Below are 19,901 nucleotides of genomic sequence, written 5' to 3'. Positions count from 1 at the left end.
CGGCTCATCAGAGCCGTTTTTTTATGTCAGGGATTATTTATGTGAATGATTGGTCATCCGCAGTCAGACGTTTTTTATGTTTTACATAGCTATAGATGAAAATCATGAGCCCGACCATGTACAGTTGTACCGAATCCCATAGCAAAGATAGATCTGCCGCATACAATAACCATACCGCATAAATTGTAGCAACCAAGGCAATCAGGATATGTTTAGGCTGTTTGTTTTTACCTGATTCTTTTAGATAAAAAGCTGAAACCAACAAATACGGCAACAGAATCATCACGGAAGAAATCATCAACAGCCACGTGTAGTTTTTATTGAAAAAATACACGCCAATCAATGCCGCCTGTACCACAATCGAAGTCAGCCACAGCGATGAAATCGGCACGTTATTGGCATTGGTCTTGAGAAACATCGCAGGGAAAGCACCATTCTTTGCAGCCAAGAACGGAATTTCCGTGGCGAACAGCGTCCAGCTCAAATACGAGGATGCTACCGAAATCATTAGACCGACAGTAATCACAATCGTGCCTGGCAACCCAATCAACTGGGTCAAAAGAGTCGCCATAGACGGGTTATGCATACCTGCAATCTCGGCACGGCTGGTGACACCGTAAGATAAAACCGTGACCATGACATAAAATGCCAGCGCCAATAACACACCAAAAACAGTTGCTTTACCAATGTCATGACGGTTGCGCGCCCGAGAAGACAGTACGACAGCACCTTCAATGCCTGTAAATACCCATAAGGTAATCAGCATCAGGTCTTTGACCTGTTCCCAAAGCGGCATTTTTAGGGAGAAGTCATTCAAGTTGAGTTTGAATACATCCAGTTTAAATGCGACTAAACTACAGGCAATAAACACCACCATCGGGGCAATCTTGGCAATCGTTGCGATCAGGTTGACCACTGCTGCTTCTTTGATGCCGCGACTGACCAGCCAGTGTACCAACCAGACAAAGACTGATGAACCGATCAGGGCATAAAGGGTATTGCCATCGCCAAAGATCACATGCTCCTTCGTATCTACGAATGTGCCGAGACTTGAAAATACAATCACCACATAACCGACAATGCCGATCGTGGTACACAGCCAGTAGCCCCATGCCGAGCAAAAGCCAATCAGTTCGCCAAAACCTGCGCGGGCATAATTATAAATCCCGCCGTCCAGTTCAGGGTACTGACGTGATAAATACAACAATGAAAATGCCAAGAATAAAATACCAACGCCTGTGATCAGCCATGCAATCAGCAGGGCTGAACCATTGGCGACGGCTGCCATGTTCTGCGGCAAGCTAAACACCCCAGAGCCAACCATGGAGCTAAACACCAGCGCGGTCAGCGACAGTAAACCAATTTTTGCAGAAGACATGATGATTATTCTTTAAAAAATGCAGAAAGCTCGGCAATGTGCGCAGGGGTAATGCCACAGCAACCGCCAATTAAAGATGCGCCTGCATCTTGCCATTGTTTGGCAAAGCTTAAGTAAGCCATTGGGTCAAGATCTTGACGCACTTCATCCAAACCGTCGTTGGCAGTGGCAGATTCATCTTGTGGCGGGAAAGCATTGGCATAAGCACCAATGGTCAACTCAGGGGCCAGTTGTTTGATTTCCTGAATGGCTTGCAAAATCACTTCAGGCTGACAGCAGTTAAATAGCACCGCTTCTGCTCCAATGCGACGAATTACTTCAACCGCTTGTGCAAGGTTTTCACCCGAACGCAAGGAAGCACGGTCTTGTTGCAACACATCTTGCAAGGTGAAAGAAACCCAGTACGCTTTGCCATCTTTTGGAAGGAGGTTGTGTACCATTTCCACTTCTTTCAGGCTGGATTGAGTTTCAGCCAACCAGAAATCGACCTGATCTGCCAATGTTTCAATAATCGGCAAAGCCAGTTCACGCACATGATCTTCTTGAAATAAATCGGCGCGGTACGAACCAAATAATGGTGGCAAGCAACCTGCGATTTGCACATTGCGACCACTTTCCTGAACCGCCTGTTTGGCTTGGTCAACCGCAACTTGAACCAGTTGGCGAACTTCTGCATCAAAACGTTCCTGACCGATATGAAAAGGAACAACGGCATAGTTATTGGTAGTAATGACTTCTGCACCTGACTGAATAAAGTCGAGATGTACATCTTTGACAATTTCGGGAGCTTCCCAAAGGGCAAGTGCAGACCACTCTGGTTGACGAAATGGTGCACCACGACGCGCCAATTCACGTCCTACACCACCATCTAAAATTTTCATCATACAATTCTTCTAAAGTTTTACGAAAAGCGCTCTAGTATACGCAAAAGCTTATTTGTCGGTTAATGGAGTTTCTGATAACCATATTCAGTAAAATCATGAAGCTGAGCAGATATTCTTCACCGTTTATAAAGCGCCAAACTGTTGCCATGACTCATCTGTCTGAAACGAAGCATAGTGCTGTTGCAAGTGGTGTAAATAAGTGATCTGCAAGCTCAAACAAATCAGCAAACATATACTCAGCAGGCTCGCCAAGAGTAAATGTTGACATTTAGTGAGCTGTTTAGAGCGGCGAGAAAAATAATAGGCGGACAAACTCAAATGCGGTAACAGTAGCCCAATAAAAGGCAAATGCAGATACAGCGATAACAACAGGCAAATCGGTAAAATCAGCAAGCTACAACTGCGTAACAAACTTTGTTTGAGTTGCAATTGATAAACCACAACCAAGCTGAGGTCGAGCCAAAAGAAAATCGCTGTGCCGCCTAAAATTGCAATATAGCAGGCATGTAAAATGACCAAGCCAAATAAACTATATAGAAGATAGAGACTCAATTTTGACCAAGACATAGGCAGCAAATACACTTAGGTTTCATTGGAAAAAGAACGATCAGAGGTCTGATCACGGGTTTGTCGATAACTCAGCAGCACAGTCAGTAAAGACAAACTTGAACCGAGTAGCATCGCAGGAATAACCCCAAGTAAACGCGCCAGAATACTGGCGTGTAACGCGCCAAGCTGATTGCCTGAGGTCACAAAAATCCCATTAATCGCAGCAATCCGCCCCAGCATGGCTTTGGGGGGAATTAGTTGTAATAAGGTCTGCCGAATCACGATGCTATAACTGTCACATGCACCCATCAGCAGCAAGATCAGCACTGCAAGGTATAAATGTCGACTCAGGGCAAAGGCAAAGCCACAGCAGGCAAAACCTGCAACTGCACACAGCATTTTGTGCCAAAGTTGCTGTTGGGGCGGGAACTTCACCAACACGCTCATTATCAGCAATGAACCACAGGCAGGGGCTGCACGCAGCAGCCCAAAACCGTCGGCATCAAGATGCAGCACATCTTGAGAAAACATTGGCAGCAGTGCAATCACACCACCAAAAAATACCGAGCTGACATCCAGTAACATCGCCCAGAACAACACCCGACTTTGCAGTAAAAATGTCGCGGCATCTTTTAGACTCGACCAGACTGAGCCATTGGCAAGCGGTGGAAAATCTCGCGCTTTGAGCTGCCAAAGTGCCAGACTACCGAGCATAAATAGCAGTACAATCAGCATAAAAGTTGTATTTAAACCTGCATGCGCCAGCAGTAATCCAGCCAAAACAGGAGCAAGCACCGCATTGATTTGCCAGCATAACGTCGTCCATGTGGCAGCATTGCTGTACAGTTTTTCGGGAACTAGAAATGGACGTAGCGAATTAAAACACGGGCTATAAATCCCCCGAATACAGCCAAATAAAAAGATGATCCCGTAAACATTCACTAAAAACAGTGTATCGGATAAGAGCTGTTGTTGATGGCTGGAAAAACACAGCCACAGCAGAGCCGATAAAGGAATCGAACTGCTAAAACTGAGTTGTAAAATGCGTTGTCGGTTAAAACGGTCAGCAATATAACCGCCCCAAAGTGATAGCAGCACAAAGGGAGCAAACTCTGCTAGTCCGACCAAACCGAGCATCATTGGATTATGAGTGAGTTGATATAAATAAAAACTCAGCAGCACTTCCTGAATCAAAATCGCTAAGGTCAAACAGCACTGATTGATCGTCAGCAATGAGAAATCGCGACAAGTCAGTGCAGCAAAAGGTGAAATCGTGTCAGACATTAGAGATCTTGCAAATCAAAAAATAGGTTCGGGCTTAAAATGACAAAAGGGATGAATGGCTTCATCCCTTGTGCTTTTAATGCTTTAAATTACTTGTGCGCTTGCTCGGCAACAGGCGTGTAATGTAAGCCCAGTGTTGAACTGGTGTATTGACGTACCTGATCTAACAAGGCTGGGTTTTCACCCAAGTCCTGTTGATAAGAATGGATAATTTCATGCAACTTGCCGTTCCATTCACCTTTGGTTTGTGTCGGGAAGGCTTTTTCCAGAACATTCAAAATGATGTATGGAGAAGTAGATGCGCCTGGAGATGCACCCATTAATGCTGCAATGGCATGATCTTTGGAAACAAAGACTTCAGTACCAAACTGCAATTTTGCAGGTTTGCCTGGTTCCTTCTTAATGATCTGTACGCGCTGACCACCTTGGCTTAAGTGCCAGTCTTTCGGGTTGGCATTTGGATAGTAGCGTTTCAATTCACGGAAACGGTCTTCGTCCGACATCATCACTTGGCTAATCAGATATTTCACCAAGTCCATGTTTTCCATACCAATTGCAGTCATTGGCAAAACGTTGTTTTTGTTGGTATTGGCAATCAAATCAAGCTGGGAACCATTTTTCAGGAACTTGTTCGAGTAAGTTGCAAATGGGCCAAACAACACATATTTCTTACCATCAATATAACGGGTATCGATATGCGGTACAGACATTGGAGGTGCACCAAAGTCGGCACGACCATACAATTTCGCCGTATGTTGCGCTGCAACTTTTGGATTGTCTGTAATCAGGAATTCACCGCCAACAGGGAAACCGGCATATTGTTTCGCTTCAGGTAAACCTGTCATTTGCAACATTTTAATCGCTGCACCGCCCGCACCAATAAACACAAAGCGAGTTTTGACATGATCGACTTTGCCTGTTTTTAAATCTTTAAATGCAACAGACCAAGTTTTGTCATCGTTTTGGCTAATGCCCGTCACTTCAGTCGAGGTTTGCAACTTGAAATTTGGCGATTTTTCCAAATGACCGACCAATTGGCGCGTGATTGAACCATAGTTCACATCAGAACCAATTTCCATACGGGTTGCCGCAACTTTCTGTTTTGGATCACGTCCTTCCATCACCAAAGGTGCCCATTGCTTAATCTGATTTGGGTCTTCAGTAAATTTCATGCCTTGGAAGAATGGGCTTTTGATCATCGCTGCATAACGTTTTTCAAGGAATTGAACGTTGTCATCCATCACAAAAGCATGGTGTGGCACAGGATTAATAAAGTTGGTTGGTGTGCCCAAAACGCCTTGTTTGACTTGGTATGCCCAGAACTGTTTTGCGACTTCAAACTGAGACGCGACTTTTTCTGCTTTAGAAATGTCCATTTTACCGTCTTTTTCTTCGGTATAGTTCATTTCCATGAAGCCTGAGTGACCCGTACCTGCGTTGTTAAAGCCGTTTGAGCTTTCGAGGGCAACGTTATCGAGGCGCTCATACATACGAATTTGCCAGTTTGGCTGTAGCTCATTCAGATAAGTCCCAAGTGTCGCACTCATGATGCCGCCACCAATCAGCACCACATCCACAACAGGTTCACCTTGGGTTGTATTAATTTTTTTAGACGCAATTGGTCTAAACAAAAATATCACAGCAAGAATTATCAATACCAAGAGCAGTATTAATAAAACTTTTAAAAACTTACGCATTCAATTGACCTTAAAAATTAAATGACTTGCCAGAAAAATCGGCAAAAAGATCGACATAAAAAGTGTTCAAAAGGTGCTAAAAAATAAAACAGGATATTTAAGAAGCGAGAACAGAGATCGAACGAAATAAGACTTTAGTATAACAATTGTGTAGAAATATTAATAGAAAGTTTTTTTAAATATAATTGATCGATTTATTTTTATTTAAAAAATATTTATATTCAATCACTTGTATTTGTGTTTATTTTTAAAATGATCAAATTTTTTAAAAAATTAACTATATTTATGTATAAATTGATGAAAAATATAAATAAATTTAAATGGTTTTTAATTGTTTAGTTGTAATTGTAAATATCTAAAAAGTTTAGAATTTGCGAGGAATCATACTTAAAAGATCGGATCAAATCAGTTTTTTATTTGGATGAACGTGCAGGGGCGCAACACTGTGATGTGTACACTCATCACTTGAATATAAATAACACATTAAAAAAACTACACATTGCCAGAATGTGCAGCCAATTTTATGGTTTTAGCCCGTGGCTAAGTGCAACGCAATTCCCCACATCACACAACCAATCATTGCATCCAGAATTTTCCATGATTGCGGGCGCTGAAATATAGGCAGCAATATTTTGGCACCATAAGCCAGACTAAAGAAAAACAGCCATGATGCGAGGATTGCACCACAGGCAAACAAGTGGGTTTCGGGGGTAAATTGTGTAGAAACCGAACCGACCAGCAACATGGTATCTAAATATACATGCGGGTTGAGCCATGTGAATGCCAGACATATTCCAATAATTTTCAATGGACTTTCAGGTTCGTGCTGACTGGGAGCCAAGGCAGCATTGCTATAAAAGGCTTGATAAAAACTGCGTAAGCCATAGCCAAATAAAAACATTGCGCCAACGTATTGTGCAATGATCAGGATGTGTGGAAATTGAACAACCACGTGTGAAAAACCCTTAACCCCAAGAAAAATCAAAACAGAATCGGAGAGGGCACAAATCAGCGCAACCGAAAACATATATTGCTGTTTCAGCCCTTGCTTGAGGACAAATGCATTTTGCGCACCAATCGCGAGCAGCAAAGAAAACCCAGTACCCAGACCATAAAAAAATGCTGACATGATCAACTCGGTGAAAGTGAAATTTTCAGCATTATGATTTTTATAGACTTTTAAAGCAGCAAAACTAAAAAAATATTGGGGTGGCTAAAAAATTTTTATTTTGAATATAAAGAAAAACAGCCAGTGATTTTTAAATCACTGGCTGTTTGGAGGTATGGTTACAGAGAGTTTTTTACTCTTTTTACAAAAACCTTATTCGACTGTGACACTCTTGGCGAGGTTACGTGGCTGGTCAACGTCTGTACCACGCAGTACCGCAACATGGTACGACAGCAATTGTACAGGTATGCTGTAGACAATCGGTGCTAACCATGTGTTTACACTTGGAATATTGACCACATGCTGGCGGTCTTTTTCAGTAATTCCACTTTGCTCATCGGCAAAAATAAACAGCTCGCCACCACGTGCCTGAACTTCTTCCATATTGGATTTGAGTTTGTCGAGCATGTCGTCTTGCGGAGCAAGAATGACCACAGGCATATCATTGTCAACGAGCGCCAATGGGCCATGTTTCAATTCACCTGCGGCATAACCTTCAGCATGAATATAGGAAATCTCTTTAAGTTTTAGCGCGCCTTCCAATGCAATCGGGAAATGCGTTCCGCGACCCAAGAACAGGCAGTGCTGCTTTTCAACAAACAATTCAGACAAGCGCAGAATTTCAGCGTTATGTTGTAAAGTATCCAGAATGACTTTCGGACAATGCCAAAGTGCATCTGTAATTTCAGTCATCTGCTCAGCAGAAATCCGTTGTTTGACCTGACCAATTTTCAGTAATAACAACATTAATGCTGCCAACTGGGTGGTAAATGCCTTGGTCGAAGCCACACCAATTTCAGGGCCTGCCAACGTCAATAAATGATGATCAGTTTCACGTACCATCGATGAAGTGGCGACGTTACAGATGGTCATGGTCGCAATATTTAAGCCTTTCGCTGCTGCGCGTTTTTGCGTGTCGCGTAGTGCAGCAAGTGTATCTGCAGTTTCACCTGACTGTGAAATACACACGTACAAGGTACGGTTAATAATCACAGGCGAGCGATAGCGGAATTCACTGGCAATTTCAACTTGGCAAGGCACATCAATCAGTTGTTCTGCCCAGTATTTAGCAATCATCCCTGCATGGTAACTGGTACCACAGGCAATAATCTGGATTTGCTCAATATTACGAAAGTTAACTTCTGCATCAGCAAGGAAATCTTCACGTAATGCATTGCCATTGAGTGCCTGAGAAATGGTTTGCTGCAAGGCTTCAGGTTGCTCGTAAATTTCTTTGAGCATGTAGTGTTTGTATTCACCTTTAGATGAATTACTCACTGTTGCATCAAGCTCTTTAACTGGACGTTGAACGGCTTGAGTACCATGCGCATAAATTTCAATGCTGGTACGGGTCAGGCGAGCAATATCACCCTCTTCAAGGTAAATAAAGCGGTTGGTAATCGGTAACAATGCCAACTGGTCTGAACCAATAAAGTTTTCACCAATTCCGACACCAATCACCAGTGGAGAGCCTTCACGTACAGTAATCAGCTCGTCTGGATAGTCTGCATGAACAATCCCGAGTGCATAAGCGCCTTTGAGTTTTGACACGATGCTTTGTACAGCAACTAACAATGAATCGGCAGTTTTTAGAGCTTCAGCCACCAAGTGTGCGACCACTTCGGTATCGGTTTGAGAACTAAATACATAACCTAGTGCCTGTAAATCGGCTTTGAGTTCAGCATAGTTTTCAATAATGCCGTTATGTACCACAGCCACTTTGCCTGAAATATGCGGATGAGCATTGGTTTCAGTCGGCTTACCATGGGTTGCCCAGCGCGTATGTGCAATTCCCAAAGTCCCTGCAACCTGATGGCTTTTTACTGCTTCTTCAAGGTTAACCACTTTACCAACGCGACGCTCGCGAAGGACTTGGCCATGATTAATGAGTGCAAGTCCTGCCGAGTCGTAACCACGGTATTCAAGACGCTTGAGACCTTCAATCAAAATCTCGCTGATATTTCGTTCTGCAACGCCACCAACAATACCACACATAGAATTTACCTTTTATTTCTTAGTCTTTTGAGGACGTTGATAATTTGCTTTTTCGACTTGCTGAGCGCGTTCAAATGCCAGCGCATTTTCCGCAACATCGCGAGTAATTACAGAACCTGCACCCACGGTTGCACCACTGCCGACTTTGACGGGAGCAACCAGTGAGCTGTTTGAGCCAATAAATACGGCATCGCCAATCATGGTTTTGTGTTTGTTTGCGCCATCATAGTTACAGGTAATGGTTCCTGCGCCGATGTTCGAACCTGCACCCACTTCAGCATCACCTAAATAAGTAAAGTGATTGGCTTTAGAGCCTAAACCAATACTTGTATTTTTGACTTCAACAAAGTTACCGATGTGGACTTCATTGGCGAGTTTTGCACCTGGACGTAAACGGGCAAATGGACCAATTTGTGTATCTTCACCCACAATTGCGCCATCGAAAATGCTGTAAGGCTGAACTTTAGTTCCTGCGGCAATTTTGGTATTTTTCAATACGCAGCCTGCGCCAATTTCAACGCCATCGCCAAGTTCACAGTCACCTTCAATAATGACATTGATGTCAATACGAACATCGTGTCCAACTTTGAGGTTGCCACGCAAATCGAAACGTTTCGGATCTGTCAGCGTTACACCCTGACGCATTAATTCTAAAGCTTGCTGTGCCTGAAATTCACGTTCTAAAGCAGCCAGTTGAATGCGGTCATTTACGCCTTCAACTTCAAAGGCTTGTTCAGGTTGAATCGATGCAATTTCTAAACCTTCAGCCACTGCCATCGCCACAATGTCGGTCAGGTAATATTCGCCTTGTGCATTATTGTTGGAAAGTTTTGGTAGCCATTCATGCAGTTTGGCATTGCTCACACAGTAAATACCTGTGTTAATTTCTTGAATCTGACGTTGCTCATCTGAGGCATCTTTATGTTCAACAATCGCTTGAATTTTACCATTGTCACGTACAATCCGCCCGTAACCTGTTGGATTGTCTACCGTGAGGGTAATCATGCCAATGCCTGTTTCACTAGAAGCCGCAAGCAGTTGCTCAAGAGTCTGCTGACGGACTAGAGGGACATCACCATATAAAATAAGGGAAATACCATCTTGCGCTAATACAGGTAAAGTGACTTGAACAGCATGACCTGTACCAAGTTGCTCAGCTTGCTCGACCCATTGAATATGTTCATGCTGGAATGAATTTTTGACTAAATCACCGCCATGCCCATAAATCGTAATAATATTTTGAGCATGGAGTTGTTTAGCAGTGTGAATCACATGACCGAGTAAAGGTTGTCCTGCGAGTGGTTGAAGCACTTTTGGCAACTTGGAGCGCATGCGCGTGCCTTTACCTGCTGCAAGAATAATCACGGTAGTTGACATAATAACCTACTTAAATGGCGTTAAGCACCTGAAAGTAATAAATATATGGTAATACATAATGCAGCCCAAAGCCCTGCAATAATGTCATCGAGCATGATACCGAAGCCACCTGCAACCTTTTGGTCAGCAACACGAATCGGCCAAGGTTTCCAGATATCAAACAGGCGGAATAACCCAAAGCCAATCAGTGCCCATTGTATATGCATTACATTAAAAAAGATTAAAGGCAATAAAGTAATGGATTGTCCTGCAAACTCATCCCAGACAATTCGCCCATCATCATGTACGCCAATCACTTTGGCGGTATGCCCACAAATCCAGATCCCGACTAAGGACATAATAATAATGGCAAGTACTGAAGCATAAAAGCCCAGAAATAACCAAATGGGAATAAATAATAAGGCAAAGGCTGAACCGAATGTGCCAGGCGCTTTGGGTGCAAGACCTGAGCCCAAGCCTACGCCACAAAACACGACGCAACGATCAAACCAAGACATTTCTTGGAATTTAATAGGTGGTTTATGCAAAGTGTTGATATCCGCTTAGCTGTAAGAATTGGGGCTCGCCCTGATATTCAAATTTTAAACTTAAATCCGCCTGAATACAGCCAATAATCGTAAATGGCGTTACTGGGTTAAGTTGACACAGGCGCTGATAGTTGTCTTTAGAAATGGTAAAGCACAGCTCATAGTCATCGCCACCTGCAAGTGCGTATTGCCATTGCTTAGCATGAGGTAATACCTGTAAAGCAGGGTCGATAGGCAGTTGGTCAAGCCATAAAGTCGCGCCAACATGTGAGGCTTTAAGAATATGCCCTAAATCCTGAGCCAGACCATCTGAAACATCAATCATACTCGATGCGAGACCACGTAAACTTTGTCCAAGTTCACAGCGTGGGGAAGGGTAGTCCAAGCGTTGTTGCAATGGATGCCCAAGATGCTGTAGGGCAAATGCTGCATCGCCAACCTGCCCACTCACGACCACGTAGTCACCCACTTGTGCGCCAGAACGCGTAATACCCTGACCAGTTGGAATCCAGCCGAGAGCCGTGACACTGATGGTCAGGTGTGGGCTTTGAGTGGTATCGCCACCAATCAGGTGTACATTATAAGGCGCACAGCAGTCAAACAAGCCTTGGCTAAAATCCTGTAACCAGACCTCATCGACCTGTGGCAGGCTTAGCGCCAGCAAGATACTGTGAGGGGTTGCACCCATGGCAGCCAGATCGGAAAGGTTAACCGCAACGCTTTTCCAGCCGATGGCATGTGCAGATGTAGAAAGAGGGAAATGCCGCCCTGCGATGAGGGTATCGGTACAGATGACCAGTTGTTGCCCCACGGGTGGGGAAACGATAGCCGAATCATCTCCAATACCTAAGTCGACCTGTGCAGATGCAGCAGTTTTGAAATAGCGATCAATAATCGAGAATTCGGCCATAGCGTTTGACAACAATTAGCCTTGTTGTTTTTCAGCTTCGCGTAGCACATGTGCTAAACGATCTAATACACCGTTGATGTATTTGTGGCTGTCTGCCCCACCGAAGTGTTTAGCCAATTCAATGGCTTCATCAAGTACCACACGATAAGGAATTTCAGCATGATGGCGTAACTCGTATGCACCGAGACGTAAAGTCGCGAGCTCGACACCGTCAAGCGCATCAATTTCACGGTCAAGTACAGGAATGAGCAATTCATCCAGAGTTTCATGCTCTGCCACGATTTGGGTTAACAATTCGTGGTAGTAGTTTAGGTCAACCTTGTGCATGGCATTTTCAGCACGGGTACGCGCTTCGATTTCATGAACAGGGTTATGGCTCATTTGCCATTCATAGACGCCTTGTACAGCAAAACGACGTGCTTTGCGTTTTGCTGCATAAATTGCTTGTAAAGTTTGTGACATGAATTAAATTGCCTTTAACAAATTCACCATTTCAATAGCCGTCAAAGCAGCTTCACTGCCTTTGTTGCCCGCTTTGGTGCCTGAGCGTTCAATGGCTTGTTCAATGCTGTCGGTCGTTAACACGCCATTAATGACAGGCAAACTTGATTCTAAACCAACAACACCTAAACCTTTGGCACATTCACCCGCAACAAAGTCAAAGTGTGGCGTGCTACCACGAATGACTGCACCCAATGCAATAATCGCATCAAACTGTGCAGAATTCGCGAGTTTTTTCGCAACAACAGGCAGTTCCCATGCACCAGGGGCATGAATAACGGTGATATTTTCTTCTGCAACGCCATGACGTTTTAATGTGTCAATCGCGCCTTCAAGCAGATGTTCAACCACAAAGCTATTGAAACGAGCAACCAAAATCGCGTAACGGCCTTCGCTCGCGAGATGTAATAAACCTTCTATACGGCGAATCGCCATAGCAACCTCGATTATTTTCCAAAAGATTGATCGGCAGAAATATATTCCACCACTTCTAAGTTAAAACCAGAAAGGGCATTGAAGCGTAATGGCGAACTGAGAAGTTTCATTTTTTCCACTCCCAAGTCGCGTAAAATTTGCGCGCCGACCCCAATAGTCTGATATTGATGTGACAATGCCGAATTGGATTTGACTGGCGTTGGTGCAGTTAATGCATCTAAAGCTGGGCCTAAGTCAGGCAAGCTTTTTTGACCAATCCAAACCAGAACACCACGTTCACTGTTGGCAATCGTTTGTAGTGCATGGTCAATTGTCCATGCAGATTCACCCGATTGTTTTTTCAATTTTAATAAATCACGCGTTGGGTTGAACCCATGAACACGAACGGTGGTGACACCTTGTTTCGGTTCACCTTTCACCAAAGCCAAATGAATATCTGGGCTACCTTGCTCCTGATAACGATACAGTTGCAATGGGCCATATTCAGTTTCAATGCTTTGCTGGCTTAAACGCTCGACCGTTTGTTCATTGGTCATACGGTAATGAATTAAGTCGGCAATTGTACCAATTTTTAAGCCATGTTTTTCAGCAAATATTTCTAAATCTGGACGACGTGCCATGGTGCCGTCTTCTTTAATGATCTCGCAGATCACAGATGCAGGTTCTAAACCTGCTAAACGTGAGAGATCCGAGCCTGCTTCGGTATGTCCAGCTCGGTGCAATACACCACCAGGTTGTGCCATGAGCGGGAAAATATGCCCAGGCTGTACAATATCGGACGGTTTGGCTGCCGCTGCCACCGCAGTACGAATGGTATGCGCGCGCTCTGCCGCAGAAATGCCTGTGGTAATCCCATCAGCCGCTTCTATGGATAAGGTAAAGTTGGTGCCATGCTGTGCGCCATTCTGATCGACCATGAGAGGTAAGTTCAGTTGTTGACAGCGATCTTTGCTCAAAGTCAGACAAACGAGACCACGGGCATGGGTAATCATGAAATTGATGTCTTCGGCACGCACATGAGTTGCTGCCATGATGAGGTCACCTTCATTTTCACGATCTTCATCATCCATAAGGATGACCATTTTGCCAGCACGAATATCTTCGACAAGCTCTTCAACAGTATTGAGTGCCATCCTGTCCTACCTTAACCCTGAATTTACAATGCAATCGATTATCACAGTTGTTTATATTAGCAATTTTTAGGCAGTATTGCCTATGTTTCCCTCAAGATCCACAGCAGCTTTTCTGATGTGTATTTCTATAATGCTGCTAAAGCTGATGATGTCAAGGCAAAATCATGATAAAAAAACCTCGCCATTCAGGCGAGGTTGAAAACTAGGCAATCATTTAAGTGGTTTCAGAACGTGATTTTTTACTTTTTAAGATCTCGGTACGCAGGTTTTGCGCCAGTTCAGCACATTCACTGTTCATGCCGTTGATCATAAAGGCGTGACGGGTCAGTACATTGCTTGGGTTAGGTAAAGCCACGAGCTGAAAATGTTCACTGATGAGTTTCAGATATTGTTCTTGCAAATACAGCGCGCTTTCTTTCGCGGTTAAGTTATGTGTCAGGCGAGCTGCCGCTTGTGCTGCATTGAGTTGCATGTCTTCAACTGAGTTGGCAATCGCGCAGCGAGTTTGCAGTACAAAGCGTTTTTCTTCACGGTAGCGTTTATATAGCACGTCAGAGAGTAACTGAAATACCATGCCAACCATAAGCAGACATTCGACTGCTTTCGGGCGTTCAGCATCGATGGTAATGGTCGCGCCATCGGCTTGGAAGCTTTGCTGTACGTTAATATCTGCTTGAGAAAGCTGATAATGCTGTACACATAAATCAATGCTTTTTTTCAAGAATAACTGACACAAATTGAAGTAGGGTACAGAAACTGATTGGCTGACCGTGCTCAAGAGTTGTTTTGGATCATAAAACTGAATATTGAGTGCCAAAGCATGTGGATTTGGATTCACGTCAGTTTTATCGCTATTGAACAATCGGTTCGGAATCGCCTGTTTTTTAGGTTGCTGCTGAGCTTGTGCGATCACCACGGCACTGTTGTGCTTTTCCTGTTCAAGGGCTTGAGTGAGCGCCTGAATTTCATGCTTGAGGTGCATTTCCTTGTTAATGCGTGCCAGATATTCGCTACGGCTTGGGCGAGCAATCGCTCGATAGGCAATCCATAAAAGAAAATGCAAAATCAGAGAAGCTAAAATTGCAAGCCATTCACTACGCAAAATTTCGCCAATGCTCGGTTTGATGAGTGTGACTTCGACACTGCCGACTTTCTTTTCGTTTTGTAGTGCATCACGGCTAAAGACTTCACCTTCGCGGGTCTTATATAAGCCATCTGTTGCCAGAACCTGATTGGAGGCATCGAGAATGCGAATAGATGCAATACTTGGATTGGTTTTATAGCGATCGACAAGAAGCGCCAAAGACACGCGATTTGCTGGGTCTAATTCATGCAAGCTGTCCGTCACCAGTTGTGTGGTCAGCAGTTGACCTTGGCTGGCACGATTTTCTTTGAGTTGATGCGTGGTTGCAATGACCAGTAAAAAGGTCTGCAATGCAAAACTTACAATCAGTAGGCTAGCAAATAGCCCTTGTCTAGGTGCATTCAAGGTAAACTTCCAAGGCAATTCGATTCATTTTCGATTATGATTCTAATCATAGTTGTAGCTCAAACTGAGTCAATCCATGCAAGAAATCATTCTTATTTCATTTTTAGGACCCGACCAACCCAATCAGTTCACTCGATTGATGCAAGTTTTGTCCTCTCATTCATTGCAAATTTTAGATGTGGGTCAGGCCGTGATTCATAATCAGCTGACCCTTGGCATCGTGGTTGCATCTGAAGATCAGACCGCAACCGCTTTGGCAATGAAAGAGATTCTAATTTTAGCACATGATATTGGCTTAACTGTGCGATTTAAACCAATCTCTAACGCAGAATATAATCAATGGGTCAGTGAAGGTGGAGCAACCCGTTATATTGTGACGGCGTTCGCACCTGAACTGAAGGCAGCAGATTTGCAAGCCGTTACACAAATTGTATCGGGTCAGGGATTTAACATTGAAACAGTGACCCGTTTATCAGAGCGTTTGGTGCTCGACACCCCTAATACAGAGCATCGTCGTGCTTGCGTAGAGTTCGGTTTAAAAGGGAAAATGTTCGATGCACAAGGAATGCGTGCAGCATGCCTACACTTATCAACTGAACTGAACATTGATATTGCAGTACAAGAAGACAATGTTTACCGCCGAAACCGCCGTTTGGTCTGTTTTGATATGGACTCAACCCTGATTGAACAGGAAGTAATTGATGAGTTAGCGCGTGAAGCTGGGATTGGGGCACAAGTTGCAGAAATTACAGAGCGTGCCATGCAGGGCGAACTGGATTTTCAGCAAAGTTTCCGTGCGCGCGTTGCCTTGCTCAAAGGTTTAGACGCTTCAGTGTTGCCAAAAATTGCAGAACGTTTGACCATTACCGAAGGTGCAGAACGCCTGATCTCAACGCTTAAGCTTTTGGGATATAGAACAGCTATCTTATCGGGCGGTTTCCAGTATTTTGCTGAATATTTACAGAAAAAACTGGGGATTGATGAAGTCCATGCCAATATTTTAGATGTACAAGATGGCTTTGTGACAGGTGAAGTCAAAGGTACGATTGTCGATGGTGCGCGTAAAGCTGAACTGCTTCGCCGCTTGGCCGATGAAATGGGCATTTCACTTGAACAAGTGATCGCAGTGGGCGATGGTGCCAATGACTTGCCAATGCTTTCAATTGCAGGTTTAGGTGTTGCATTTAGAGCGAAACCACTGGTACGCCAAAACGCTAATCACGCAATTTCAAGCATTGGTTTAGATGGTGTTTTGTATTTGCTAGGCGTACACGATAAAGACATGCATCCTGCTCATTAAGTTTTTGTTTTTAAATAAAAAAGCACAATTTAAAAATTGTGCTTTTTTCATATCAATTAAATATTTGTTTCAATGAATTTACGTTTTTTACAGGATTAAAAAATTTTATAAAAAAATGATTTTAGGCATAAAAAGCGCTGAAGTGCATTGTAATGACACGCAATCCTATATATTTCCTTTACTCGCCGAATTTTTACAAAAAATCGTTTTGTAATGACATTGGTATTTGGCGACAAAGTGTGTCGCTTTGCTGGAAAAACTCCCTTTTTTTTCTGAAAAAACTTTGCATAATGCCATTATGAGCATGCACACAGTCGTCTGAAAAATACGTAAGCGCTGAATCAGAACATGCTTAAATTGATCAGTGTTGCAGTCACAAAATGTGATAGACGGAGGTTTTATGTTAACAGCAAATGTTGCCACTATGGTGGGGATCGGCTTGATTGCCATTGCGCTTATCGCTGTTTTCTTTTCACCTTTTCGGCATTGGCTGGGGTTTATGTTTGCAGGTATGGCATTTTGGGGTGTTGTAGAGGCGATCCGTTTGGGTGTGCAGTCTGCCTTTCATTGGCCAATGACCTATAGTTATTTAACTGCGCTTAGCCTTGTCATGATGGGAATTACCGTGCTGTTATTAAGAGCAGATCATGTTGCGCAAAAGGCGCTTGCCAATCGGCAGTTGATTGAACACACACCCGTTTATGAAGAAGAACAATAAAGCCGTTTAAATCATCAGTTACTCAACTCGGGTGCATTGAAAAATGCACTTTTTTTTCTTAAAAATTGTTATACAAAGCTTAGTTATTCATTTGGCAAGTTATGATAGGATGCTTTAAAGATGAATAAAATGACAATAGGCTAAATGCACATGAATCTTTCTGCTATTCCTGTCGTAAAGTTACCTTTGCTGAATGTAAGTACAGACCCACTGGATTTGTTGGTGGTCAGCATGGTTTTACGAATGAAACAGCTTGCGAAAACCTCACCGAAATTTATTGAATTATCGCATGATCGCCAAATTCGCATCCAGATCGCAACCGATGCAGGTTTTGCCCGTCAGATTCTGGTCAATAATGGCAAAGTGGATACTGTTGCTGGTGCGCCTCAACCTGCTGATTTTACCTTGCAGTTTGCTGATAGCAACCAAGCTGTAAAAACCTTGATCAAAGGTGAACCTTCAGCATTTATGACGGGTATGCAAAACGGCAGCATTAAAATGGAAGGTGATTTTAGTTTGTTGGTCTGGTTCAACAAGGTTGCACGTTTATTGCCACCGAAATTGCCAAAACCAGTACAAGCCAAAGTTAAACAGGTTCGTCAGTTTATTCGCCAAAAAACAGGCAAGTAAATTCTCGACCATAAAAAAGCTCTCAATCCTGAGAGCTTTTTTTATTTAAACCACTTCAAGGTTAAACGTGACAGGCCCATCATTGACCAGATGGACTTGCATATCGGCAGCAAAAATGCCCGTTTCTACTTGTGGATATTGAATTTTGGTGTAGTCGACCAGTTGCTCGTACAATGCTTTTGCCGCAGCAGGTGGCATGGCAGGGGCAAAGTCAGGACGTAAACCTTTTTGGGTTTGTGCCATCAGGGTAAATTGTGAAACCAGTAAAATTCCACCTTGCGCTTGCGCGACATTCCAGCCCATTTTGCCTTGTTCATCATCAAAAATGCGGTATTTCAGGATTTTGTCGATCAGTTTTTTGCCTATGGCAAGATCATCTTGCTGTGCCAGACCCAAAAAAACCAAAAGACCGTGTTGAATTTCACCCGTAATTTGTTCATCTACAACAACTTTGGCGGATTTTACGCGTTGTAATAGGGCACGCATGTTTAAGACTACTCATAAAAGTACAGACTATAAACATTTCAGACGGGCTTTAAAATCTTTTTCATGAAGATGCAGTGGTTATAAATTCAGCAAAAAACTGCTAATTTGGATAGGTTTTTATCATTATTTGCTAAAACACTCGCTGAGTTGCGGATAAAAGTATGGTTTAATGCCTTGAGCTAAAAAAGATCTAACCGATATGGAACCAATCATACGATCCTTGCTTGATACGGATTTATATAAATTTACGATGCTGCAAGTGGTGTTACACAAGTTTCCACAAACTCATAGTGTGTATCAATTCCGCTGCCGTAATCTTGAAGATACTGTGTATCCATTGACGGATATTCTGGATGACCTGAACCAGCAACTGGACTACTTGTGTGAGCTGCGTTTTCAGGACGATGAATTGCAGTATTTACGCAATTTACGTTTTATCAAAAGTGACTTTGTTGATTATTTAGAATTATTCCAGCTCAAACGCCGTTTTATTCGTGCAAGCATTGATGAGCAGGGGCGTCTCGATATTCATATTGAAGGGCCGATGGTACAAGCCCTGATGTTTGAAATTTTTGTGCTATCGATTGTCAATGAGCTATATTTCAGACGTATTCATTCTGAAGAAGTCCTTGCTGAAGGTGAACGCCGTTTACAAGCCAAATTGCAGTTATTAAAACAATACGAACAGCAGCAACAAGCAGATGAAAATCCATTTTTGGTGTCTGATTTTGGTACGCGTCGCCGTTATAGTTTGACGTGGCATCGGCATATCGTGGAAGAATTTCACCGCGCTGCTCCTGATGTATTTCGCGGTACCAGTAATGTCATGTTGGCAAAAGAACTTGGTATTACCCCAATTGGTACGATGGCACATGAGTTTTTGCAGGCATTTCAGGCACTGGATGTACGCTTGCGCAACTTCCAGAAAGCAGCACTTGAAGCATGGGTACAGGAATATCGTGGAGATTTGGGCATCGCCCTGACCGATGTGGTCGGGATGGATGCTTTCCTGCGGGATTTTGATCTGTACTTTGCCAAGCTGTTTGATGGTTTGCGTCATGATAGTGGTGACCCGTATGTCTGGGGCGATAAAGCCTATGCACATTACCAAAAGCTTAAAATTGACAGTAAAACCAAAATGTTAACTTTTAGTGATGGGCTGGATTTAGAGCGCGCGTGGAATTTGCATCAGTACTTTAAAGACCGTTTCAAAGTCAGTTTCGGAATCGGTACCAATCTGACCAATGATATGGGCTTGAAACCTCTCAATATTGTGCTGAAACTGGTGGAATGTAATGGACAGTCTGTGGCAAAAATCTCGGACAGCCCAGGTAAGACCATGACCGATAATGATACTTTCCTTGCCTATTTACGGCAGGTGTTTCAGGTTGAAGCTGTTTAAGTTGAATCGAAACCGACTCATAAGAGTCGGTTTTTAGT

General features: G+C 43.4%; 19 protein-coding genes. 4 read left to right on the top strand and 15 right to left on the bottom strand.

What is annotated here, in order from left to right:
- Positions 1-37 precede the first annotated feature (37 nt).
- From P255_RS12765 to P255_RS12700, 14 genes are all read right to left on the bottom strand, one after another.
- Positions 38-1,378 carry a basic amino acid/polyamine antiporter gene (locus P255_RS12765; protein WP_004902841.1) on the bottom strand — a complete coding sequence of 447 codons (1,341 nt, stop codon included), beginning with the start codon at positions 1,376-1,378 and terminating at the stop codon, positions 38-40.
- A gap of 5 nt (positions 1,379-1,383) precedes the next feature.
- The gene (locus P255_RS12760; protein ID WP_035365551.1) at positions 1,384-2,259 is read right to left on the bottom strand and encodes a homocysteine S-methyltransferase family protein; all 876 of its coding nucleotides are present in this window, start codon (positions 2,257-2,259) and stop codon (positions 1,384-1,386) included.
- A gap of 126 nt (positions 2,260-2,385) precedes the next feature.
- Positions 2,386-2,829: a hypothetical protein gene (locus tag P255_RS12755; RefSeq protein ID WP_004902836.1), complete on the bottom strand. Its 444-nt coding sequence runs from the start codon at positions 2,827-2,829 to the stop codon at positions 2,386-2,388.
- A gap of 15 nt (positions 2,830-2,844) precedes the next feature.
- On the bottom strand, positions 2,845-4,095 hold the full coding sequence (locus P255_RS12750; RefSeq protein WP_004902834.1) for an MFS transporter: 1,251 nt from the start codon (positions 4,093-4,095) through the stop codon (positions 2,845-2,847).
- An 89-nt stretch (positions 4,096-4,184) separates the two neighbouring features.
- A complete protein-coding gene (mqo, locus tag P255_RS12745; protein ID WP_004902833.1) occupies positions 4,185-5,792 on the bottom strand; it encodes a malate dehydrogenase (quinone) in 1,608 nt (535 codons plus the stop codon).
- Positions 5,793-6,321: 529 nt separating this feature from the next.
- On the bottom strand, positions 6,322-6,921 hold the full coding sequence (locus P255_RS12740; protein WP_004902830.1) for a LysE/ArgO family amino acid transporter: 600 nt from the start codon (positions 6,919-6,921) through the stop codon (positions 6,322-6,324).
- 192 nt (positions 6,922-7,113) lie between these two features.
- Entirely contained in the window at positions 7,114-8,955 is a 1,842-nt protein-coding gene (gene glmS, locus P255_RS12735) for a glutamine--fructose-6-phosphate transaminase (isomerizing) (RefSeq protein WP_004902829.1), read from the bottom strand.
- Positions 8,956-8,967: 12 nt separating this feature from the next.
- Positions 8,968-10,332 carry a bifunctional UDP-N-acetylglucosamine diphosphorylase/glucosamine-1-phosphate N-acetyltransferase GlmU gene (gene glmU, locus P255_RS12730; protein WP_004902826.1) on the bottom strand — a complete coding sequence of 455 codons (1,365 nt, stop codon included), beginning with the start codon at positions 10,330-10,332 and terminating at the stop codon, positions 8,968-8,970.
- Between the two features lie 20 nt (positions 10,333-10,352).
- Entirely contained in the window at positions 10,353-10,829 is a 477-nt protein-coding gene (locus tag P255_RS12725; protein ID WP_004902825.1) for a phosphatidylglycerophosphatase A family protein, read from the bottom strand.
- Positions 10,830-10,851: 22 nt separating this feature from the next.
- Positions 10,852-11,769, bottom strand: a complete 918-nt coding sequence (gene thiL / locus P255_RS12720) for a thiamine-phosphate kinase (protein ID WP_004902822.1) — start codon at positions 11,767-11,769, stop codon at positions 10,852-10,854.
- A gap of 15 nt (positions 11,770-11,784) precedes the next feature.
- Entirely contained in the window at positions 11,785-12,231 is a 447-nt protein-coding gene (gene nusB, locus P255_RS12715; RefSeq protein WP_004750194.1) for a transcription antitermination factor NusB, read from the bottom strand.
- Between the two features lie 3 nt (positions 12,232-12,234).
- A complete protein-coding gene (gene ribH / locus P255_RS12710) occupies positions 12,235-12,705 on the bottom strand; it encodes a 6,7-dimethyl-8-ribityllumazine synthase (RefSeq protein WP_004750191.1) in 471 nt (156 codons plus the stop codon).
- Positions 12,706-12,716: 11 nt separating this feature from the next.
- Positions 12,717-13,838 (bottom strand): bifunctional 3,4-dihydroxy-2-butanone-4-phosphate synthase/GTP cyclohydrolase II, encoded by a 1,122-nt coding sequence (ribBA, locus tag P255_RS12705; protein ID WP_004902820.1) that lies wholly within the window; start codon positions 13,836-13,838, stop codon positions 12,717-12,719.
- A gap of 214 nt (positions 13,839-14,052) precedes the next feature.
- Complete coding sequence (locus P255_RS12700) at positions 14,053-15,327, bottom strand: hypothetical protein (RefSeq protein WP_004902818.1); 1,275 nt, start codon at positions 15,325-15,327, stop codon at positions 14,053-14,055.
- A 76-nt stretch (positions 15,328-15,403) separates the two neighbouring features.
- Here P255_RS12700 and serB point away from each other — a divergent pair, with 76 nt between their 5' ends.
- The 3 genes from serB to P255_RS12685 all read left to right on the top strand — a co-directional run bounded on the left by serB (position 15,404) and on the right by P255_RS12685 (position 17,975).
- The gene (serB, locus tag P255_RS12695; protein ID WP_004902816.1) at positions 15,404-16,627 is read left to right on the top strand and encodes a phosphoserine phosphatase SerB; all 1,224 of its coding nucleotides are present in this window, start codon (positions 15,404-15,406) and stop codon (positions 16,625-16,627) included.
- A gap of 400 nt (positions 16,628-17,027) precedes the next feature.
- Positions 17,028-17,345, top strand: coding sequence for an AciT family ciprofloxacin tolerance protein (gene aciT / locus P255_RS12690; protein ID WP_004902814.1), 318 nt, complete (start codon positions 17,028-17,030; stop codon positions 17,343-17,345).
- 150 nt (positions 17,346-17,495) lie between these two features.
- Positions 17,496-17,975, top strand: coding sequence for an SCP2 sterol-binding domain-containing protein (locus P255_RS12685; protein WP_004902812.1), 480 nt, complete (start codon positions 17,496-17,498; stop codon positions 17,973-17,975).
- Positions 17,976-18,020: 45 nt separating this feature from the next.
- On the opposite strand, the gene dtd is transcribed toward P255_RS12685, so the two are convergent.
- Positions 18,021-18,461: a D-aminoacyl-tRNA deacylase gene (gene dtd / locus P255_RS12680; RefSeq protein ID WP_004902810.1), complete on the bottom strand. Its 441-nt coding sequence runs from the start codon at positions 18,459-18,461 to the stop codon at positions 18,021-18,023.
- 199 nt (positions 18,462-18,660) lie between these two features.
- Here dtd and pncB point away from each other — a divergent pair, with 199 nt between their 5' ends.
- Entirely contained in the window at positions 18,661-19,863 is a 1,203-nt protein-coding gene (gene pncB / locus P255_RS12675) for a nicotinate phosphoribosyltransferase (RefSeq protein ID WP_004902808.1), read from the top strand.
- Positions 19,864-19,901 lie beyond the last annotated feature (38 nt).

Source organism: Acinetobacter brisouii CIP 110357 (genome assembly GCF_000488275.1).
Classification (GTDB): Bacteria; Pseudomonadota; Gammaproteobacteria; order Pseudomonadales; family Moraxellaceae; genus Acinetobacter; species Acinetobacter brisouii.
This window is presented reverse-complemented; position numbering and strand designations above follow the sequence as displayed.